This is a genomic window from Algoriphagus sp. NBT04N3 (genome assembly GCF_019443765.1).
Taxonomy (GTDB): Bacteria; Bacteroidota; Bacteroidia; order Cytophagales; family Cyclobacteriaceae; genus Algoriphagus; species Algoriphagus ornithinivorans.
This window is the reverse complement of the sequence record NZ_CP048415.1, coordinates 1,358,634-1,381,168: the sequence shown is the minus strand read 5'-3', so window position 1 is coordinate 1,381,168 and position 22,535 is coordinate 1,358,634. Positions and strand designations below refer to the sequence as shown.

General features: G+C 38.5%; 17 protein-coding genes. 3 read left to right on the top strand and 14 right to left on the bottom strand.

Annotated elements, in window-relative coordinates; genetic code table 11:
• Positions 1–89: 89 nt before the first annotated feature.
• Complete coding sequence (locus tag GYM62_RS05900) at positions 90–2,480, top strand: hybrid sensor histidine kinase/response regulator (protein ID WP_219958717.1); 2,391 nt, start codon at positions 90–92, stop codon at positions 2,478–2,480.
• Here GYM62_RS05900 and trmB read toward each other — a convergent pair.
• The 9 genes from trmB to holA are packed head-to-tail and all read right to left on the bottom strand — an operon-like array spanning position 2,477 to position 13,138.
• Positions 2,477–3,139, bottom strand: coding sequence for a tRNA (guanosine(46)-N7)-methyltransferase TrmB (gene trmB / locus GYM62_RS05895; RefSeq protein WP_091654037.1), 663 nt, complete (start codon positions 3,137–3,139; stop codon positions 2,477–2,479). The genes GYM62_RS05900 and trmB overlap by 4 nt on opposite strands.
• Positions 3,140–3,141: 2 nt before the next feature.
• On the bottom strand, positions 3,142–4,428 hold the full coding sequence (locus GYM62_RS05890; protein ID WP_219958716.1) for a folylpolyglutamate synthase/dihydrofolate synthase family protein: 1,287 nt from the start codon (positions 4,426–4,428) through the stop codon (positions 3,142–3,144).
• 2 nt (positions 4,429–4,430) lie between these two features.
• Positions 4,431–5,387, bottom strand: coding sequence for an energy transducer TonB (locus GYM62_RS05885; RefSeq protein WP_219958715.1), 957 nt, complete (start codon positions 5,385–5,387; stop codon positions 4,431–4,433).
• Between the two features lies 1 nt (position 5,388).
• Positions 5,389–5,778, bottom strand: a complete 390-nt coding sequence (locus tag GYM62_RS05880) for a biopolymer transporter ExbD (RefSeq protein WP_091654043.1) — start codon at positions 5,776–5,778, stop codon at positions 5,389–5,391.
• A gap of 1 nt (position 5,779) precedes the next feature.
• Positions 5,780–6,469 (bottom strand): MotA/TolQ/ExbB proton channel family protein, encoded by a 690-nt coding sequence (locus GYM62_RS05875; protein ID WP_091654044.1) that lies wholly within the window; start codon positions 6,467–6,469, stop codon positions 5,780–5,782.
• Position 6,470: 1 nt separating this feature from the next.
• Complete coding sequence (locus GYM62_RS05870; RefSeq protein ID WP_219958714.1) at positions 6,471–7,355, bottom strand: SPOR domain-containing protein; 885 nt, start codon at positions 7,353–7,355, stop codon at positions 6,471–6,473.
• Between the two features lie 56 nt (positions 7,356–7,411).
• Positions 7,412–9,109: a TonB-dependent receptor gene (locus GYM62_RS05865; RefSeq protein ID WP_219958713.1), complete on the bottom strand. Its 1,698-nt coding sequence runs from the start codon at positions 9,107–9,109 to the stop codon at positions 7,412–7,414.
• A 2-nt stretch (positions 9,110–9,111) separates the two neighbouring features.
• Positions 9,112–12,099, bottom strand: a complete 2,988-nt coding sequence (locus tag GYM62_RS05860) for a tetratricopeptide repeat protein (protein ID WP_219958712.1) — start codon at positions 12,097–12,099, stop codon at positions 9,112–9,114.
• A gap of 16 nt (positions 12,100–12,115) precedes the next feature.
• Complete coding sequence (holA, locus tag GYM62_RS05855; protein WP_144605000.1) at positions 12,116–13,138, bottom strand: DNA polymerase III subunit delta; 1,023 nt, start codon at positions 13,136–13,138, stop codon at positions 12,116–12,118.
• A gap of 120 nt (positions 13,139–13,258) precedes the next feature.
• Between holA and GYM62_RS05850 the strand changes: the two genes are divergently transcribed.
• A complete protein-coding gene (locus tag GYM62_RS05850; protein WP_144604998.1) occupies positions 13,259–13,948 on the top strand; it encodes a tetratricopeptide repeat protein in 690 nt (229 codons plus the stop codon).
• Between the two features lies 1 nt (position 13,949).
• Here GYM62_RS05850 and GYM62_RS05845 read toward each other — a convergent pair whose 3' ends face one another.
• Together GYM62_RS05845 and GYM62_RS05840 are read right to left on the bottom strand one after the other, a co-directional pair.
• A complete protein-coding gene (locus GYM62_RS05845) occupies positions 13,950–14,792 on the bottom strand; it encodes a universal stress protein (protein ID WP_144604996.1) in 843 nt (280 codons plus the stop codon).
• A gap of 9 nt (positions 14,793–14,801) precedes the next feature.
• Positions 14,802–15,722, bottom strand: coding sequence for a glyoxylate/hydroxypyruvate reductase A (locus GYM62_RS05840; protein ID WP_219958711.1), 921 nt, complete (start codon positions 15,720–15,722; stop codon positions 14,802–14,804).
• A 237-nt stretch (positions 15,723–15,959) separates the two neighbouring features.
• On the opposite strand from GYM62_RS05840, the gene GYM62_RS05835 reads away from it, so the two are divergent.
• Positions 15,960–16,808 carry a DUF2911 domain-containing protein gene (locus GYM62_RS05835; RefSeq protein WP_219958710.1) on the top strand — a complete coding sequence of 283 codons (849 nt, stop codon included), beginning with the start codon at positions 15,960–15,962 and terminating at the stop codon, positions 16,806–16,808.
• 181 nt (positions 16,809–16,989) lie between these two features.
• Here GYM62_RS05835 and GYM62_RS05830 read toward each other — a convergent pair whose 3' ends face one another.
• The 3 genes from GYM62_RS05830 to GYM62_RS05820 all read right to left on the bottom strand — a co-directional run bounded on the left by GYM62_RS05830 (position 16,990) and on the right by GYM62_RS05820 (position 22,473).
• On the bottom strand, positions 16,990–18,690 hold the full coding sequence (locus tag GYM62_RS05830) for a sodium:solute symporter (protein WP_219958709.1): 1,701 nt from the start codon (positions 18,688–18,690) through the stop codon (positions 16,990–16,992).
• Positions 18,691–18,792: 102 nt separating this feature from the next.
• Positions 18,793–21,258: a PIG-L family deacetylase gene (locus tag GYM62_RS05825; protein ID WP_219958708.1), complete on the bottom strand. Its 2,466-nt coding sequence runs from the start codon at positions 21,256–21,258 to the stop codon at positions 18,793–18,795.
• Positions 21,259–21,336: 78 nt separating this feature from the next.
• A complete protein-coding gene (locus GYM62_RS05820; protein WP_219958707.1) occupies positions 21,337–22,473 on the bottom strand; it encodes an acyloxyacyl hydrolase in 1,137 nt (378 codons plus the stop codon).
• Between the last annotated feature and the right edge of the window lie 62 nt (positions 22,474–22,535).

Below are 22,535 nucleotides of genomic sequence, written 5' to 3'. Positions count from 1 at the left end.
CATTTTTGATAATTTCAAGTTCAATAATCTGAATTCGAAAGGAATCTCGTATATCTGTCGTAATCTTGACACCTTAATTTTAGATTCCTATGAAAAATAAAATAGTTAAGATCATCATTCTAGGTCTTATCCTATTTTTGCCGCGATTGACCTACGCACAAGTAAATGTTTCACAAATTAGGGAATACCCATTTTCTGTATTCCGTGACTCTAAGCTTTTCGATGCCAAGGACTCTATATATACCATACAAAGTATACTCTCTAATGAAGAGATTTTACCATTCAATGATATACCAAATAGAAATTCAAATCTTGGTTTTACCACTTCTAATTATTGGGTCAAATTCAGTTTGACAAATGATAGCGAAGAGGATAAAGTATTTTTCTTTGAAACTGGAAGACCCATCACGGATTCAGTAGTATTATATCAAGTTCAAGAAGGGCTGATCAATCAAAAACTGACGAATGGAGATCTAGTCAGATGGGAAGATCGGGCATTTGATCATAGAAAGACCATTTTTCCGCTCAAGCTTGAAGCCGGGAAAAGTGCTGATTTTTTCATCAACTATCAAAGTGATGGAGAAGTCATCAATCTCCCTTTGGAATTAAACTCCCCGAGTTCATTAATCAGCAGCTCCTATTTCGATCAGTTGATCTATGGGATTTTCTATGGCATCTTATTATTAACAGGAATCACCTATCTATTTTTCTATTTTGGTATCAAAGAGAAAAGTTTTTTACTCTATATCACTTATGTATTCTCTGTAGCATTATTACACTTAGGCTTAGATGGTTACCTCTACCAATACATCTTTCAATCGCCTGGTTTTTTAGCAGATAAAAGCATTCTAATCGCTGCAGTTTTTTCAACTTTAGCATTTGGAAGATATACTCAGGTTTATATCCAAATTGAAGAAATCAGTAAAGCTTTAAATAAGATTTTTTCAGGATTAATTATTGGAATAATCGCTTTGTTTGTTTTTGTGATATTCGTGGATGCCTGGTGGCAACTATACTATCCAGCGGCAAATGGCTTAGCTCTAATTTTATTGCTATTAGTAATTTCTTCCATAATTATTGGGTACATCAAAGGAAAAAAGATAGACGCATTTTTCACCATCGGTATATTCTTCCTTACCCTAGGCTTTATTCTTTTTATATTGAATAATTTCAGTGTAATACCCAATACCTTTATCACAGAAAACGCTTCTAAAATCGGAACTGGACTTGAAATCATTTTCTTGTCACTCTCCATGGCAAACCGAATCAGTCTACTGAGATCAGAGAAAGAAAAAGCTCAAGAAGAGGCCTTGCAGCAATCAGAGGAGAGCAACCAAATAAAGTCTTACTTCCTTTCTAATATGAGTCATGAATTGAGAACTCCTCTCAATGCGATTTTAGGACTATCAGAATCCATCATGAGGGATTTGCCAGATGAAAAGGTCAAGGAGAATCTGGAAGTCATCAAATACTCATCGCTCTCCCTTCTCTCCTCCATTGACGATATTCTTGATTATTCTAAGATTGAAAAAAATGAGCTGAATCTAGAAAGCAGACCTTTTAGTGTTCATAAAGTAATCAATGAATTGAAAGCCATCACTTACCAACAAGCTAGGGATAAAGGCCTTCAGTTTGCTTATGAAGAAAAAGCAATATTGCCTGAACGCGCAATTGGAGATGCAACTAGATTCCGTCAGATTCTTGGGAATGTTTTGAATAATGCTGTCAAGTTCACCAATGAAGGTTCGATAAAACTGGAAGTGCTTGATTATGAAGATAAAAAAGACAAACATCTACTGACCTTTTCCATCAAAGACACAGGCGCAGGCATAAAAAAGGCGAAGCTTGACAGGATATATGAATCATTTATTCAGGAGCAAATTGATGATAAAAGAAAATTTGGTGGCTTTGGTTTAGGGCTTTGCATTGTTAAAGCTTTGGTCGAATTACACCATGGCAAGATTCAAATTCAAAGTGAAGTGAATAAAGGCACAGAGGTCATTATCAAATTAGAATTTGATAAAGCAGCAAAGGAGACCAATGAGCTAATTTTAGCGGAGAAAAATAATTTACTTAAGGAAAAAAGAATATTAGTCGTTGAGGATAACCCTGTCAATCAGCTAGTAATCAAATCTATCCTCAAAAAGTGGGAAGGAATCAGTTATGATTTTGCAAATCATGGACTGGAAGCGCTGGATAAAATGCAGGCTAGGCAATTTGACTTGATTTTGATGGATCTTCAAATGCCTGAAATGGACGGATATGAAGCTACTCAGGCCATAAGAGCAGGCCAGGCAGGTTCACATCATCAAAATATCCCGATTATAGCAGTTACTGCCGATACTACAGAAAGAAGCAAAGCAAAAGCAATATCTGTAGGAATGGACGAATATCTCACCAAACCAGTAGATAGAGATTTGCTTTTGGAAAAGGTATTAGGAACGTTTTACCTAGAAAAGGTCAAATTGAAGTTTGATTAATTCCTGAAATGGAATTTCAAATACTTGATCTTTTCACCCTTTTCGGAAAACATCTTTTCATATCGGGTTTGGATTCCAAAGTGATCATCCTTCCATTCACTTTGATAAAAATCATGAGTAAATCCTAGAATTTCTATGTCTTCTCTGGACTGAACCAGCTCCAATGAGTAATCAAAAAGGCCAGTATTATCCGTTTTAAAATGAATAATTCCGTCTCTTTTCACCAAGGACTTATACATATCCAAAAATTTGGGAGAAGTTAATCGCCTTTTTTCATCTCCATCTCTTGGAAATGGATCTGGGAAAGTGATCCATAGTTCTGATATTTCTTCTTCTGAAAAAAACTGATCCAACTGCTGAATCTGAGTCCTCAAAAAGGCCACATTCTCAATTCCTTCTGCTGTAGCAGTAGAACTACCCTTCCAAATCCTACTTCCCTTGATGTCGACCCCAATAAAGTTTTGATTAGGAAAAACTCTGGCTAAACCCACAGTAAACTCTCCACGGCCACAGGCTAATTCAACCACAAGAGGGTTAGGATTTTTAAACTGCTTTTCATTCCAATTACCTTTGATTTCTTCAAAAATTGCTTTGCCAGCCTGGACTACATTCGGATTTAATTCGTTTTCCTTAAAACGAACCAGTTTTTTTCTACTCATTATTACAGCTCTTCGATTTCAGCGACCACAAAAGTACTGCCTCCTACAAATATCAAGTCATTTGGTCCTGCTTTTTTTCTAGCAAATTGAATTGCATCATTTACATCAGCCATTATTTGGCCCTTAATCCCTATACTTTCCGCTTTTTCAGCCAACTCACTGGCCTTCATAGCACGGGGAATATTCGCTTCGCAAAAAATAAAATTTGCAGATTGAGGTAAGAGCCTGAGAATTTTGGTTACATCTTTATCCTGCACCATTCCCAGAATCATCCATAATTGCTCATAAGAATAAGTCTCAATCTGAGTAACAATCTCTATCATACCCGGCTCATTATGCCCTGTATCACAGATTGTCAAAGGCTTTTCATACAAGGTTTGCCACCTTCCTTTCAAACCAGTACTGGCAACAACACTATCCAAACCTTCAATGATTGCCTGAGACTCTATATTCCAACCCTTCAATTTCAGTTGATATACAGTCTCAAAAATTCCAGGCAAATTCCATTTTTGATAATTCCCTAATAGCTCAAATTTAAATGAAAAGGTTGCTTTGTCGGAACTAGCCTGATAAATCGCTTTCCCCGCCTCTTCTCCATTCTTTTCAATCTTCCAGATTTGATCAGCAAAATAAAGAGGTGCTTTCTGCTTAGCTGCGTTTTCTTTAAATGTCGAAGTGGTCTCCTCTTGAGTTTGACTAATTACTACCGGCGTATGAGGCTTAATAATGCCTGCCTTTTCTCCGGCGATTTGAGGCAAGGTGTCTCCCAAAAATTGCATATGATCCCAGCCTATATTGGTGATAAGTGAAATCTCAGGGTTGATCACATTGGTGCTATCCAGTCGTCCGCCCATACCCACTTCAATTACGGCTATATCTACCTGCTGCTTGGCAAAGTACCAAAAAGCCATACCCACAGTCATTTCAAAAAAACTGGGCCTTAAATCCTCTAAAAAAGCTTTATTCTGTTCAACGAAATCAATCACAGAGATTTCCGGAATTTCTTCTCCGTCGATCTTTATTCGTTCGGTAAAGGATTTTAAATGTGGTGAGGTATACAATCCGGTCTTGTAACCAGCCTTTTGCAAAATTGCTGCTATAGAATGAGAAGAACTTCCCTTTCCATTCGTTCCAGCTATATGGATTGATTTGAATTGATGCTGAGGATTGCCTAAGTGCTCACAAAGGGCAATAGTATTACTCAGGTCTTTTTTGAAAGCAGCAGCACCTACCCTTTGAAACATAGGAAGTGCCTGATACAGGTAATCCAGCGTTTCCTGATAGGTCATAATTAATCTACCTTGATAATGAAAGTAATTTTTCCAGTGGAGAAATCGGCAACAGCTCCTCCCTGTTTTTTGAAGGAAATCTGATTGACTACCTGTCTGTAATAAGCCAATACATCATTGGATACATTATACTCCAACGGTACTGCTTGAACCACACGACCTGAGTCATCCACTGTGATTTTAAAAACTATCCTGCCGTTTCTTGTACTTACCCGGTCATTGATATTAGGTCTGGAAGCAAAATCCCATCCAGCAAGATCCAAGCTGTAGCCCGCACCTGAATTGGTACCTTGTCCGGAACCTTGGCCCATTATCGCTCTACCGTCTACAGTACCTTTAGGATCACCTTCGTCACCCTTTTCATTTGAGCTTCCTTGTGCACCTCCAGAGGCAGGAGTTGTTCCCTTACCTTTTGTGCCTCCCGCACCAAAAATCGCTCTCTGGTCAATTTTTGGTTGTTCAGGCGCTTTCTGAACAGTTTCTTCTGCCTTAGATTCTGCAGGGGTCGTCACTGTCTTTGCCGGTTCAGTTTTGGCAGGCTCTGGTTTTTTGGTAGTCTCCACGGCTTTTTTCTCACCCTTGATGGGAGAAGGCTTAGTGGTTACTGCTTCATTTGCAGCTGGCTTAGATGTTGCTTTGGGTTTTGCTGTTTCAGTCTTAGTACTTGGAGCGGGTGTAGCCGGCTGAGTTACTTGTGGCGCAATTTCTCCAGGAGCAGCGGCCTCAGTAACAGGAGTTACCGTTTCGGAAGGGGCATTTGCTGAATTTCTATCGCCAGAACCTGTAGGAGTAAATCCTAGGTTTAACTCCAATCCAAAAGTAGGTAAAGGTGGAATAGGTTGCTTCCAGACTACAATAAAGTAAAAAGCAATCAACAATAGGATGTTGATCAAAAGGGTGATCAAACCTGATCTCCTTTTATTTTGATTTTCTACTTTATCTGCATCCCAAAATTCCATTTTAATAAGGTTTTGTAGCGATAGAAACATTGGCTTCCAAACCAGCAGCTATACCGCCAATTTCCACCAAATACTCCACAGGTACTTCTTTATCAATATGTAATACGACTTGTCCTTTTTTATTTGCCAACAAATTGGTCAATTCTGCCTTAATCTGATCTCGTGCTACTACTCTATCATTTACTGCATAACGCAGGTCTTTGGTTACCGATACTGTGACCTCCTGAAGAGCAATATCAGATGTTTCACTGGAAGGTAAATTTACAGGAAGACCTGATGGCGTAATGAATGAGGATGTCAACATAAAGAATATCAACAACAGAAAGATAATATCTGTCATAGATGACATGCTGAAAGCAGTTTCTACTTTATTTTTTGACTGGAGTCCCATCTTATTTCTCTTGAAGTAATTCGATAAACTCTATGGAAGAATATTCCATGCTGTGTACCAACTTAGAAACCTGAGTAACCAGGTAGTTGTATCCTAAATAAGCCAAAATACCCACAACCAGTCCTGCTGCTGTAGTGATCATGGCCTCATATATCCCTTCGGAAAGCAATTTAGGAGAAACCATTCCTTCCTCTTGGGCAATTGCTATAAATGCCTGAATCATACCTGCCACTGTACCCAAGAAACCTATCATAGGAGCAGCACCTGAAACAGTTGCCAATAGATTGAGATTTTTCTCAAGCTTGTAGATTTCGATTTTACCTACATTCTCAATAGAAACTTCAATGTTTTTCAATGGAGATCCGATTCGCTCAATACCTTTAGCGATCATGTTAGCCACTGGTGTTTTTTCACCAGCACAGAGAATTTTTGCTTTTTCTATTTGACCACTGGAAACCAAAACTTTCACTTGGTCCAATAAATGGGAAGATGTTGCAGTAGCTTTCTTCAAGGTCATTAGCCTTTCAATAAAAATGAAAATTGCTAAGATGAAGAGTAAATAAAGCGGAATCATCATGTAACCACCTTTAATCAGGAGGTCAAGTAGTCCGATGTTTTGTCCAGCTGCATCCATTCCAAGACTGTCAGCTGCAGAAAATGAATCTGTTGAGAGGGTTTGAAGAAGAATCATATTAATATTTCAAAATCCATAATGCTTCGGTGTAGTTTTCTTTGATTTTATCCAACTCAGCACTCGCTTGACTAAAGGAACTATATTTCCCTATGGCCAATCGATAATTAGAGACCTCATCATAAGGGGCTATTAAATAAAGCTCCCTCGTGCGATCTCTGTACTGGTCAGACTCCTGAATTGCTAGTCGCTCGTTTGGCAAACTACCCACTACGATAAAATATCGGGGTCTTGCCTCTCTTGCTTCAATTCGAATCAAAGAACTCTCCTCTTTACGATCAATAGTTGTACCAGTTTCAGTACTTTCTTGAGGTGATGAGGAAAGAGCATTAGAATTTGAAATAGAATCCTGATTTTCAGTTACTTGATTTTCTTCTTTTGATGTATTATTTATTTCTTCGGTAGTATTCGCAGGACTCTCTGTTGGGGTCATGGAACTCTGAGATGCTTGTTCTGTAGGAGAGTCTGCTTTCTCCTCTTTCATCAACTGCCAAACAATGGTCGAGACCAATAGCAAGCCAATGATGGCAGCATATACAACCCAAGAATTAGATTTTTTTGGGGTCGGTTTCGGACTTACTGGCTCTGGCTTTTTGGCTATAATTTTTGGCTCAGCTGGTTTTTCAGCTTCTACCTTATCACTAACCTTCGCTTTTTCATTTACCGGCAAGACTTGTTCAGGCTTTTCTGTAGCTACTTTGGTCTTCTCTTTTTCTTCAGGCTTGGCTACAGGGATCACCTGTTCTACTTTTTTTTCTTTGGATTCAGAATCTAAATTTTTGGTAGCCTCACTCTTTGGATTATGCAAGGGTTTAACTTCCACATAAGGAAGTCCATAATCTTTCGGATCAAACCACATACGTTGTTCAGAGTTCTTTTCTGCCATTTTATAAAAAGGTAGCTACGAAACTAAGTTATTTGCCCGGAAAGGCAAACCAATTTTTAGAATTTCAGCCAAGCTCCACCAATTAATTGCACTCCCCTCACTGGATAGTTTAACCAACGGGTGTTTTGAGCATTTAATAGATTGTTGCCTTCAGCAAATACACCGATTTTTTCTGTGATTTTAAAATCTGCTTTTAACTGGAGGTCTGCAATTGTCTTTAGCTTGACCACAGGATAAGGAAGCATCGCTGCAGCGTCTGAAGGAGACAAATATCCTCTCCCCTTCAAACCACCCATTACATTGACATTAGCCTGAATTAGCAATTGCTTAAATGGAGTAACTTGGTTGTTGATTCCCAATTGCCAAGTTGGTCGGTGCCAGGCTTCTTGCTGTTGATTGAGGTCGTATTGGAATATATCCAGCCTCGAATTGAGGCTGTAAATGGAAGATAATTTGAGACCTAATTCAGCATTGATATTGAATACACTGACCTTATCATCGTAAACTATTTCAAAGCGAGAGGTATCTGCACCAGAATTCACGAAGAAATGATATTGATTAAACCGGCTGATATCAATTCCTGCCTTGTAATGAAAATTCCCCTGGAATTGTCCTTCTATTCCCCCTGCTAATTTGTAATTATTAACCGTATTAAGGAGTTGCTCGGAAGGACCCAAAAATGGATTTTGCATGACAAAACTGTAGTAGGTATTTCGCTGAACATCACCACTAAACTCTCCAAAAAAACCAAACTCTTCAGCAAACTGATAGCTGGCTTTTAAATTTGGAAAAATCCTAAAATCACTTGATTTCCCCGGTATACTATCATTTTCAGAAATAATATTCAGTCCCGCGGAAAAATTGAAAGCTTCATATTGATAAGCTACTTGCGGCCTGATGGCGAAATACGTCCTATTCCCCTGGTATAATTCATCTTCTGTGTTTGTAAAGAAGTATTCGAAACCTAGATTACCTGTCCAGTCATCACTAGGTCGAAACTTACCTTTAGCATTCAAACCAAATTCATTTTCATTGACAAAATAACTGTCCTTGAAGTTTCTGAAATTGATTTTACCTTCATATGAAACCGGTCCGGTCTTTTCAATATCCCGAATTCCGGCTTCAATTTTGACCGTGTTCAGGACATTTCCATCAAAGCCCATGAACTCCAAATTGGGATTATTATAAAAAGCACTATCCACTCCATAAAAGGAATAGGAATCCTGTGCCCAACGAAGTCCTCCAAATAGTTCAACCTGATCCATGAAATAACTAGCCGAACCTCCCAAAGTAGAATGAGACTCTTTGGACTCTTCAGCCAAAACCGGACCCTTTCCAAAGCTTTGATGTCTCAAATCTATGGCGTAATTCCAATCATAAACCTCTGTAGCCATAAATCTGGCTTCCAACAAGGGACTTGCAAAATTACCATAACCCGCCTTCAGAAAGCCCGGATATAAATCTATTCTCTCCTGTCTATAATTTTTTTGAACGGGCTCAGCTTCCAGTTTTACCGGAGGCAGATTTAATTCGTAGAAATTCACCTGGTAATTAAAATCACTCAGACCTTTGGGCTGAGGCAAAACAGGAAGTTTCTCAAAAATTCTAGGCTGAGTGGGCAAAGTCAAAACTCTGTCTTTACGGATGACAAACTCCTGATCCTGAACTTCTCCACGAGATTGAATCTGAGCTTTAACTTCAGCACCTGCACCAAATACCAGCGCTAAACAGAAAGGTATGCAAAGCTTTTTCATGATTATTTAAGGTTTTGAAGTTTAGCTTGAGCCATTGATTTAATCTCAGCATTTGGAGTGTTTTCTACAATAGATTCTAGTGTTGCTTTCGCTTGGAAGCTTTCTCCTGATTGAATATAATTTTCGGCAAGCAGGATAAACATCCTTCCATACCAGTAGTCAAAATCCACAAAAGGTCCTGACAGATCAAAAATGGCATTGTTAGATTGCTCAATTTGACCTTTTGCTCTGTAAGAATCTGCCAAAAGGAATAAGCCTTCTGCACCTTGCACAGTTTTAAATCCATCCACCAGAATTGCCAAACTGATTTCGGCTGCATCTCTTCGACCTAATGCTAATTGGGATTTTGCTTTGAAGAGCAGGGCTTTAGGTTTAGCCTGAGGTAGGATCCCATCCAGTTTTTCCAGCCTCTCAGCAGTGCTTATCACTTGATTATGCTTTTGTGTTTGGAAATAAGCCAACACTAAGCCCTCCAAAGCTTCCGCTTCTTCTATTTTGGTTCTTGCATTCTGAGAGGAAGTCTCCAAATAAGGAATCGCCTGCTCATAATTTCCTTTGGAAAGTTCTATGCTACCAATTTTCTGAATAGCCTTCAATCTTTGTGGAGAAGCAGGCTCTTTTTCCAAAGCTCTGAATGAAACCAATGCTTTTTCTTTATCTCCCAACTGCAAATAGGAATCTCCCAAGAAATATAATGCGTCGGAACGCTGTGCAGACTGGGGGTAGGATCTCAGATAGTTTTCAAAGGATCTGGTAGCCTGTGAATAGCTTTTTTCAAAATACAAGCTTTTAGCAGCTTCAAACTCTAAAGACTGCACTGATCCACCATCCGGATTGGACCTCTTGTAATTTTCTAAATAATCCGAAAACTCGCCGGATCTTCCTTGCAAAGCCAAAGTTTCCTGCAATCCTTTCAGTGCCGTTTCTGATGATTGCGAATTTGGATGCTGATCTAGAATTGCTCTATAATCCCTGATCGTGTTATCATAATTTCTCATAGAGAAATTGGCTACAGCTCTACCCTCCAAGGCATAAGGAACAAAAGGACTGTTTGGTCTTTTGTTGATCAATTCAGTAAATGCATTGGCAGCTTCGGAGTAGCGAGTTTCCTCCATGAAAATCTGACCTCGTTGGAAAAGTGCGTCTTCTAAATAGAGCGAGTTCGGATAGTTTGAAATCAACCTTTCCAGATTGGCCAATGCTGCATTATTGTTTGATTGGAAATTTTGTACAACGGCTAATCTGAAATAGGCATAATCTATCCCTTCATTTCTTTCTGTAATTGCCAACTGAAATGTTTGCTCAGATTCTCTGAATCGCTTTTGAACATAATAGCAATCGCCTAATCTCAATAAAGCATCACCATAATTCTCCTTATCATTCCTATTTCTGAGTCTATCTGTGTAGGTCTTAAACTGTTGTTCGGCCTGAGCATATTTTTGGCTATTGAAATAGGCATAACCTAATCCATAAAGACTTTTATTGATGTAGGAACTTGAAGTGGTACGACCTAAATTGATCGCTGTCTCATAGGATTTAATAGCAGCATTCAAATCACCGGAAGCAGCATAAATCTCACCTTTCCAAAAATGTGATTCCAAAATCAAATCCTTGTCAATGGGATACTCCAAAGATTTGTTGAGATAAGAAATAGCGGCTGGGAATCGCTGATCCCTGTAATATACCATTGCCTGATAAAAGGCTACTTTTTGATAGGCTTCTCTTATTCTTGGTGACTTGTTGTTGATTTTGTCCATCTGCTCTATTGCACGCAGATAGTCATTGGTGTTAATCAAAGCTTCTGATAATAGGGTTTCAGCTTCGCCTTTAAATTTGCCTCGAGGATAAGTTTCCAAGTATTCATCCAAGCCTGAAATTCCAGCCTGAAAGCTCCCTTTTTGCAAATTGACCTTGGCATAATTGAAAATAGCTTCCTCCTGAATATTCTTGTTGAATGTGGAAGTTGAAGCAGCCTTGAAAGAAGTGCTGGCAAATTGGAAATTATCCAATTTGAGATAAGAATGTCCTAAATAGTAGCTTGAAGCTTGGCCCAATTCATCATTAGAAGAAGCAGAGACTTTTAAGTAATCAGCTGCACGCTGATAATTTTTGATTTCAAATTGAGCTATCCCTCCTTTATATACCTGCTCACGAGTCAATTCTCCTTTTCTGGCATTGACGAAAGCATCATAATTCTCAGCTGCCTTGTTAAACTGTTTTTTTGCAAAATAAGCCTCTGCCAAATACAAGTGAATCATTTCTTTCCTTTCCAGATTAGAAACTGATGCTAATTTGGGTTCTGCGTAAGAAATCAATTCATCAAAATTTTTCTGCTCATAATACATGGCCGCCAATAGATAAGGAACTTTATTGGCATAAAACTGAGACTTAGAAGCCGCTTGAAGATCTGCGATAGCTTTCTGTGAATTCCCGTTTTTCAGGGCGATATATCCTGAGTAATAATAGGCATCAAAACTTACCGGTTGGTTTAAAGTCTTTGCTTGATCAAAAAAAGGAGCTGCCTTGGAGTATTCATTCAATTGGAAGTATGCATAACCCTGCTTAAATAATACATCTGCCCTAGCTTCCGCATCTAATTTTTCGCTTTTGACTAAGCTATATCCTTCTAGAGCTTCCCTATAATTTCTTTTATAGAAAAAATGATCCCCCATATATAAGCCCGCAGTAGCTACAGATGGATGATTTCCATTTTCCAGTATATAGGTTTTCATTAAGCCGGGTCCATTGGGAGCCTCCAACTGCAAAGCAGACATGGCTGCATGAAGTTGTCCACTTCTACTTTGTTCGGAACTTAATGGTAAGTTTTGGATTTGCAGATTATCCAAAAGAGCGGCAGAAAAAAGCTGCTTATCAAACAACTCGACTTGCTCATCGATAGATCGCTGGGGACTGGTTTGGTACAAACCGGATTGAGCTTGGACTTTCAAACACAGACCCAGGCTTGCTAGAAGCACCAGGTGGTATTTCATAAATGGAATAAGGGGTTCAGTGTAAAATCTTATACACAAGCTCGCGGAGGTTTTCTGATTCGCTCAAACTCCCGGAGTCAACTCCTTTAAAACGAAGATCAGCCTCTTTGATGTATCTGAACACCTCAATTACCTTGCCCAATTTATAGTTTCTGGCTGCGATCACGTATTCCTTTGCAACAAAGGGAGGAACTCCGATTACACTGGCTACCTGGGAATCTGAATATACCTTGGATTGATGAATCAGCGCTATCCTGGTAAAGTAATTGTAAATCAGGGAGAAAAGTGGAATTACCGGATGTGCTTTTGGATTCTGAGAAAAGTAGTGAATGATTTTATTAGCTTTTCCCACATCCCGAAAACCAATCGCTTTTAGTAATTCAAAATTGTTGTAATCCTTATTGATGCCAATGTACTTGGAGATATGATCTACAGTTACCTGAGTGGCTCCCTGAAAATTGATCAACATTTTACCTACCTCATTGGTCAATACCTCCAGATTATTTCCAATGGAGTCTGCTAATAATTGACAAGCTTTGGGTTCAATGCTATGCCCCATATCTTTGAAATAAGCATCTATCCAAGCCGGAAGTTTATAATCCTGTACTTTATCAGATCTTACATAGACTGCTTTTTTATCTAAGTCTCTGTATAGCGCAGATCTACCATCCAATTTTTTATGCTTATGCGCCAGAACTAAAATGGTGCTGGGCAAAGGATTTTGAAGATAACCCTGCAAAAGCTTTACTGAATCCTCTTTGCCTAGATCTGGTAAACTCTGAAATTCCTTGACAATGACTACTTGCCTTTCAGCCATCATAGGAAACTTTCGGGCATTGTTGAGAATCAATCCCATATTGGAATCTTTTCCATAAAGCACAATTTGATTGAAGCTTTTCTCGTGCTCAGCAATGGCGTTTTTCTCAATAAAACTGGTAATCAAATCCACGTAAAAAGGCTCTTCTCCATCTAAAAAATAAATAGGAGCAAATTTCCCTCCTTGCAGATCTTTAAGAACATTAACTGGATTCTGTGGCATAGACTCAACTGATTCGGCTTTAAAGATAACAGGACAGTCCGAATGGGAACAAAAACCAAAGGAAGTTTATTTGGCAAAACTATTCAGGGATTAATTTTGTATTAAATAAAACGATTGAATATGAATTTCGAAACAGGTATCAGTTTATATAAAGAAGGTAAGTTTCAGGAAGCGCTAGAGGTTTTTAACTTCCTGATAGAAAAGGATGACTCTTCCACAGAATTGCTTTTATATAGAGGGAGAATACTATCCAGGCTAGGTCAAACAGAAAATGCCTTGGCTGATTTTGATAAAATCGTAGCCCTGGAACCCTACAATACCAATTTCATTTCTGATAGAGCTGTTGTTCTTCACCTGCTCAAAAGAAATGAAGAAGCCTTAACTGAATTTGATAAGGCAGCTAACTTAGACCCATCCAATCCCTATAGATATAGCAGCAGGGCTTTTTTCAAAGACAGAATCGGTGATTTGAAGGGAGCTATTGAGGATTATGAAAAAGCAATTGAACTGGATCCTGAGGATGCAGTAGCTTATAACAATAAAGGATTGGTGGAAGAAAAACTCGGCTATCAGTCACATTCAAAAAAGAGTTTTGAAAAAGCGGATGAATTGGTAGGATACAAACCAAACCAAGATCAAGAAGACGCACTTCCGAAGATTGGAACTGAAGAAAAGAAGCCTATTCAGCCCATTGCCAAAGAGGAAGAAAAGCTGACTTTATCCTATTTTTTCAAAACTTTAAAATCAGTAATTGTGGATGAAAAGGCCAGGAAAGAGTTTATTACTTTCCTGAAAAAACCTTTTCAATAAATCAAAAACCTTTGATTACCCAAAGTGGCTTATTGATGAAATAAGCCATTTTTTTTGAAAGACTCCTGGTAAATACCCTATCGAAAAAATCCTTCTTTTCACTGAGAGTTATCAGCATATCCCCTTTGGAGGTTTGCAGGTAATTTTCCAAACCCAAAGCCAGATCGTCGCGGAAGCTTTTCAACACATAGTTGACCTTATCATACTTGATAAAGGGTCTAAGTTCATCTGTCATAATTTGATGAAGAGATTTATCCGTGGCACGTTTACCCTGACTCGCATGAACTATATCCACCTCGGCATCATAGTACCTGGCAAGATCTATGATTTTTTGCACGGCCAATTTATCTTCTTCCAAATAATTGGTGGCAAAAATCAATTTTTTAGGTCTCTTGAAAAATACTTTTCTTGGGACTACCAAAACATCTATTTCGGATTGCTCTACTATTTTACTCGCTCTAGAACCGATAATATTTTTCCTTAACTCATTCATTCCTTCGGTTCCCACAACAATAATATCCGCCTTGACTTCTTTTGCCAAAGACAGGGATTCTTCCACAATTTTTCCATCTACTATTTTCCACTCACAGGATTCCAATCCATTTGGCAAACTCTCCCGTTCTATCGCTTTATGCAAGCTTTTAAGTTTATCTTTTAAAAAATCCATCTGATAAACAGCGTTGATGTCCATAGGAGATAGCTTAAGATAATCTTCCGTATTGGCTACATGAAACAGAATTAGCCTTGAATTATACTTTTCTCCTATCCTAGCAGCATATTCAATTGCATTCAGAGAACACTCAGAAAAATCAGTCGGACAAAGTATAGTATGTGTTTTATTCATTCGTGCAGTTTAATATCCTTTTTCACGGTCTACGGGATTTAATAGTTCATGGTTATTCTTAACTCTACTAAAGTTTTCTAAAATTTGAGGAACGGCAGCTTTTGGGTTAGTAACACTAGCAATATGAGGAGTAATGGTGATTTTTTCTTGATCCCAAAATAGATGATTTTTTGGTAAGGGCTCTTTTCTGTAAACATCAAGCAAGGCACCTGAGATATATCCTTCATTTATAGCATTGATTAAATCCTCTTCTACCAAATGTTTTCCTCTCGCCACATTGATCAAATAAGTCCCTTTTTGACAGGATTTGAAAAATTCCATATCAAGTATATTCTCAGTATCCTTGGTCAATGGCAACAAACAAACGACCACATTTATTTCCTGCAAAAATTCATTCAGTTGCTCTTTGGTATAATATGGGAACTTGAAATTCTCTTTGGCAGTAAAACCAAGACCAGCGACTTCAAAGCCCATAAAATCTAACTTTTCCAAAACATCATAGCCTAAAGCCCCTACTCCCATGACACCAACTTTCACAGGAATCTCAGGATTACTCATATCCCAAACTTTACGCTTTTGATCCTTTTGATATCGGGTGATTTGTCTATGGTAGTTCAACACTCCCATCACCACATAATTGGTCATAGACCAAGTGAGTCTATCATCTACGATTCGAACAATGGGAAGGTGAGCCGGAATACTGGGATCAGTTAAAATATGATCAACGCCAGCTCCCATAGAACTAACTAGCTTCAGATTCGGAAAATCAGATAAAATCCCTTTGGGATGCTGCCAAACAAGAACTGCTTCAACTTTCTCAGGTTCAGTAATTTCTGGATAAACCTGAATATCTAAATCCTCCTTGTAAGATTTTAATGCTTCAATCCATGGTTCTGGATTCTTCCCGGGACAAATGATTGCTAAATTCATAATGCAAATTTCTAAATTCCTTTACTCCTTTCGAATAACTGCAAAGAATCATAGGCCCACTGATCAAAAAAGAAATTATTTTTGAACTTCCTAGAATTTTAAGCCTTAATAGACAGTTATAGCTTAAAACAAAGGCAATAAAAAATTCATTCCAATATACCGCAATGGTATTTAAAGGCACATAAATTGATAAGTTCTTGAAGCTTAACAAAACGTATTTAAACTAAATTTATATCAATGAGAAAGTCAATTATTCCAATTTTATTATTTACCCTATTTTCCTTCAGTTTTGGGTTCGCACAGCAAATTCAAATGCCTCAGGCATCACCTTCAGCCAAAATTTCTCAAAAAGTTGGTTTAACAGATGTCACTGTAGATTATTCCAGACCGAGCACAAAAGGAAGAAAGATTTTCGGGGAATTGGTTCCCTTTGGACAGGTATGGAGAACTGGTGCCAATTCGGCAACTACTGTTGAGTTTTCAACAGAAGTGAATATTCAAGGCAATAGCATTCCAAAAGGTAAATATGCTTTATACAGCATTCCGGGGAAAAATAAATGGACAGTAGTTCTATCCAAAAACACTCAGCTTTGGGGAGCAATTGGATATAGCCCAGAGGATGATATTCTTAGGTTTGATGTTACCCCCAATAAACTAAGCAGAAAGTACGAAACTTTTGAAATCAGCTTCAATAACATGACTGACAATGGAGCTGACCTTTCTATGAAATGGGAAAATACCAGAGTGGATTTTAGAATCACAACAGAGGTGGATCCTATTGTGATGGCGCAAATCAAGGAAAATGTAATCGATACTAAAACCAAAGATCCAAGCCTACTTTATGCTGCATCTAGCTATTACTTCACAAATAATAAAGATCTGGACCAAGCGTATGAGTGGATTTCTGAATCTGTATCCTCAGATCCAAAATATTGGACCATGCATCTTAAAGCTAAAATTGAAGCGAAATTAGGCAAAAAAGAAGCGGCTAAAACCTCAGCAAAAGAGTCAATGAAGATGGCTGAAGAAGCCAAAAACCCAGATTATGTAGGGCTCAACGAGCGATTGATCAAAAGTTTGGATTAATATTCTTCACGATAAGATTTCTTAGAGAGGCTGTCTCAAAAGCGCAAATTGTCACACTGATCGTCCCGACAATTGAACGGGATCGATATGTAGGCCAAAAAGATAGAAATGGCCTTCAACTCCCTGTCTGCGACAGGCAGGCGCTCAGGCTGACACTAAAGCTATTTATGAGACAGCCTCTTTATTTTTTCAGAAACTGGATAATTGTACTGAATAGCATTACAGACAAACACCCTATGGCATTGTACCAGAGAAACCCTATTTCCCATTCAATTCCAAAAAGGCCTACACCATTTCTGAAATGAATCAATAATATCAAGGCTTGAGACATTAATGCTGAAATAAAAACAGCTTGACCTTTCACCCACTTCATCAGAAATCCTACTAAGAATATTCCAAGGATTGTTCCATAAAACAAGGAACCCAACAAATTCACAGCTTGAATTAGATTTTCAAAAAGGGAAGCGTATATGGCGAATAATATAGCCCCTGCCCCCCAAAATGCGGTGAAAAATTTAGAAGAAAAGACGTAATGATTGTCCGTTCCGTCCTTTTTCATGGAACGCTTGTAGAGATCTATGGTAGTTGTAGATCCCAATGAGTTCAACTCTGAAGCACTGGATGACATAGCCGCTGAAAATATTACCGCAAAGAGTAATCCAATGATTCCTTTTGGTAAATGATCCATGACAAAGCGCATGAATACATAATCCGTATCCCTAGTTTCAGCAACAGGATCATTTTTGACAATTAACTCCTTTACATCATCCCTGATTTGATTTTGCTCTACCTTGAGTGTTTGAAGTTGTTGCTGCAACTCTCTTTCTTTGGCCTCATCTTCTTTTTCAATCGCTGCCAGCATTTCCATATAGCTGGATTTACTCGTTTCAAAATTTCGAGTGTAATTGTCTTTCAAAATCTGATATTCCTCAGAGTAAGGACTATCCTCCAACTTTTCTGTTTGAACTTGATTGAATATGACCGGAGGCTGATAGAATTGATAAAAAACGAAGACCATTACTCCGATGAAAAGAATAATGAATTGCATGGGAATCTTTAAAAATCCATTCATTATTAATCCCATTCGGCTTTGGGAGAGGGACTGACCGGATAAATATCTCTGAACCTGACTTTGATCTGCTCCGAAATAAGATAAAAACAAAAATACCGCTGCAGTCATTCCTGACCAGACATTATATCGATCAGATGGATCAAATTCAAAGGTGACAATATTTAGTTTCTCCATTTTCCCAGCCACATGCAGCGCCTCGGTTAATGAAACAGGTATCAGCTGTATCACTATAATTCCTGCCAAAATCATCCCTCCCATCATTACTGCCATTTGTTGCTTTTGCGTAATGGACACTGCCTTAGTTCCTCCTGAAACGGTGTAAATAATGACAACAACCCCAATGAAAATTACAGTCCAGGTTAGGTTCCAGCCTAATAAGGTAGAAAGAATGATCGCCGGCGCATAGATGGTAATTCCTGCCGCTAGCCCCCTTTGCACAATAAATAATAAGGCTGCGAGTGTTCTGGTTTTTAAATCGAAACGATTTTCCAGAAACTCATAAGCAGTGTAGACTTTCAGTTTGTAATAAATAGGAATAAAAAAAACTGAGATAATGATCATAGCCAATGGCAAGCCGAAATAGAACTGGATAAAGCCCATTCCACTTTCATAAGCCTGCCCTGGTGTGCTGAGAAAAGTAATAGCAGAAGCCTGAGTCGCCATAATGGAAAGCCCTATGGTCCACCAGTTCATAGTATTACCCCCTCTCAGGTAAGAATCTAGATTCTTTTTGCCTCTGGTCATGTTAATACCATAAGCGGCAATGGAACCCAAGGTTCCAAAGAGTACAATCCAATCAATTAAACTCATGAGAAGGATTTCATTAGCAAGAAAAATAGCACGATCAATCCGCCTAAACTAAGCATTAAGCCAATATACAGGTTTCTCCATTTGATATCTCGCTCTTCCAAATTATTGTTCGATCAGATTAATGAATAATTTAATTGCACCGGGAACGGCTGCCGGTAATTCTCTAAAGAAGGAAAGCCCGGTATACACATAGGTTCCCTTACCATACTTTGCATAAATCAATGAACCTGTTTTTGGGTCTTCCCCAGGATCATTCATCACCAAAGGTGTGCTGTACTCCTCTGAAAGCCTTCCAGCAAAATACAAGCCTCTTTCCTGAATCCAACCTTCAAAGTCACTTGCAGTGATTGGATTTGGCCCTATTAGTAGTGGGTGTTGATAATCTGCCAATACTTCCGCCCCTTCCACAGAAACTCTATCCCTTGTTATGGTAAAAGGATAAGGCCCCAATTGATTGGTAAGTAAAGGAGATGAAGTATTATACTGCACGATCAAGTTGCCACCAGAACGGACATACCCCATTAAAGCTTGCTGATTGGAGGCCAAATCTAGATTTGTATTGTAAGCTCTGATACCGACAATAATGGTTTTGAATTCAGCTAATTTTTCTACTGTATAATCAGCAGGCCCAATCATTTTTACTTGATAACCTAAAGCTTCAAGCACCTGTGGCACATCGTCTCCCGCACCGGGAATATATCCCAAAACATTACCTGAAACTTTCCAATCTTCCTGAATTAAGGCAACCTCTGCAGTAGTAAAGTAGGTCAAATTCGGAATGTGCTTGTATCGTATATGATGGGTGATTTGATCGAATACTGCTCCATCTGAGGTGATATATTGAGCGGTGATCATCTTTTTCCCCTTTCCATTCGGGAGAAAACCAACCTTGTAAATTCTCTGCTTCAAAACAGGATTATCTGTTACCTCCAATATTTGATATTGATTTGGCTCTAAACCTTTAAAATTCAGCTTTCCATCTGCAATTTGATCTTTGAAATTTACTGTGACCTCCAAAGTTGGGTTAGAAGTTGGCAACTGAAAAACTGCTTCTTTGGAAAGGCTAAGATCTATTTTGGGAATTATGGTGAAAGGTTGCTTCACCTCTCCATCCACCTGATCATTGAATTTATGAAATAGCTGAACGGGGAAAGAAAATTGCTCTCCTCCTAAAGTAAAGTTCACATTTCCACCTATCTGAATATCATTGAAAGGCTTACCAATAAGGGTCTGATCCTTGACGGTATACATCGCGTCTCCTTCCTTGTAGTCTTTTAGCCAATAAGGTTGAGAAAAGGAAGCATTATCTGGAATCTTAAAATTCACATCGATTTCTACAGGCTGATTATTGGAGATTTGGTCTTTTTCGCCTTTTAAGATGGAATTGAAAACCTCAAATTCAAGATTTTCCACAGCACTTTTGGAAGGATTATTAAAAATGAAAAAGCCCTGTACTTCTGAACCTGGAAAACCGGTTTCTTTATTTGTATTGAATTCGAAATCTATACCCAACACTTGCAGAATCAGTCGATCCAGTGCTTCTTTCTTTTCAAGAAACCAGGTGGCTTTACTTTTTTGAGTAGCAAAAGTTCTCCTTAGGGCTAATAGATTTTGAAGATTTGATTCAGGATTTATAAAGTCAAAATCTTTGATAGTCTTCTTCAAAAGATCTTGAACTTCTTTTGAGTTAGACAATTCATTCCACCTTGATTTCACCCCATCAAAAGGTGAGTCAGTAAATCCCTCCCCTTTGGTAAATTGAATATGATCCAAAGCTTCTCCAATTCCAGCTGTGGAGCCGAAGCCCTGAGATTTATGCATGGTCCTGCTATCAGCCGCAATTTGACTATATGTCTGTCCCAAAAGAGGATTGAAATTTCCAGTAGGAAATGCGTGATATATTTGCCCCTCCTCTTCTACAAATTCTCCACGGAAGTTATAAGCATTCCAAAAAATCCGTTTCGGTTGCCAAACTTCCACATGCTTTAACTGCTCTGGAAAGGCCTTTGGGTCCCCTGCTAAATCAAAGGCCTCCTCTGCTAAAATAGCAGATGTGGTATGATGCCCGTGTGTTACCCCAGGAATGGTATTGAATCTTGTGATGATAATATCCGGTCGGAATTTGCGAATGACCCATACAACATCGGCTAGTATTTGCTCCTTTTCCCAGTTAGTCAGGGTTTCGTCTGGATTTTTACTATAGCCAAAGTCTTTGGCCCGGGTGAAAAATTGCCTTCCCCCGTCTGTTTCTCTAGCCTTGAGTAGCTCCTGAGTTCGAATTTGTCCCAACCCAATCCCCAACTCTGGTCCTATCAAATTCTGGCCACCATCTCCACGCGTAAGGCTCAAATAAGCAACTTGAGCCATCTCCTCATTAGCTAAATAGGATATTAGCCGGGTGTTTTCATCGTCAGGGTGTGCTGCTACATAGAGTACTCTCTTGGTCTCTTCAATTTTTAAAAGCTCATGATAAAGCTCTGAAGAGGGAAGAGATTGAGATTGTAATTGGTAAGAAATAAGACTTGCCATAAAGGCAAGCAAGCAGTGTGTTAGTTTTGGGTTTAGCATAGGAAGTTTTCGCGAAAACTTTCACAAACTACCTTTTGCTGGACGGAAATAAAAATTTTTTGTGATTAGTGGAAAAGTTCAATTACCAACTACCTTTTGTATTTTTCCGGGGATTGTGTAACCGATAGTAAATTCAAAGAAATCAGCTTTGGCTTTATGAGCTTTAATCTGTAATCCCCCGAATAAATGCTCATTGATTTTATATCTAACACCTATTCTTTCATAAAACCAACTTTCCTGATTTTCAGAATTGTAGTGGAGATAAGCTCCCAAACCTATTGGCATATACAGCCTATCATTCAGTTTCCATTCCCATGAACCTACGATTGCCAAGGAAGATTGATTAGAAAAGGTACCCTCCCTGCCTGGATATCTCGATTCGAATCCCGGGGCTATAAAATAATCTAAACCAAGTCCAATCCTGTACTTATAGGATGCATCCCACAAGTAATTGACACCAAATCCACCTCTGAAATAAGAAGGGTCTCCAACCTCATAATTTTTTGAGCCTAAATACAGAGCAAAATTCCAATATCCCCGCTTTTCAAGTTCTGGATAATCGATTGATCTAAGTGGTTCGGGGCTGATTTTATCAATATTATATCGTACTCCAAAAGCAATTGGAGCCAGATTAATTCCGGCATTAGGGCGCTTGGTAGCACCATTAGAATAATGCTTCAATCCTATTGTTGAAAACAGTTCAAAGTCCTGATTGAGCCTATAGTTTGCTTTAAAACCAAAATGAATATAGGCATTGAGCTCTGAGCCTATATATTGGTTCAATGGATTATCCAAAGAATCATAAGGATTAAGATTAAAACCCAACCCCAATTGAGCGAAGTAGGCCAAGTAAAGTTTTTTGTCTAGGTTTTTATTTGAAAATGGAAACTCTCCAAAACCATAAACTCCTTGGGGTCTGCCGATTTCAGGATAATAAGGAAGAGCCGTAGAAAAACCAATTCCAAAAGTCGGGTAACGATATAATTTATTATAAAAATTATTGGAGGTTTTTCTCCAGCCTAATCTAATATCAGCTCCACGATAGGATACAAGGTCTCTAATTTCATCAGCCCAATCTTTCCCATTACTGATCATAGGTCCATTTTCATAGGACAATTCCAGAATTTTCTGATACTTCTGTTGTCCCAATGATGGAAGAGAAAAAACCATTATTCCTAAAACCAAAAAAAGCCGCAAAGAAATAATTGAATTCATAAGGGATTTCGAGTGCAATTTTAAGTCCATTTATACGATGAAGACCTGAACTCTTGTTTCAA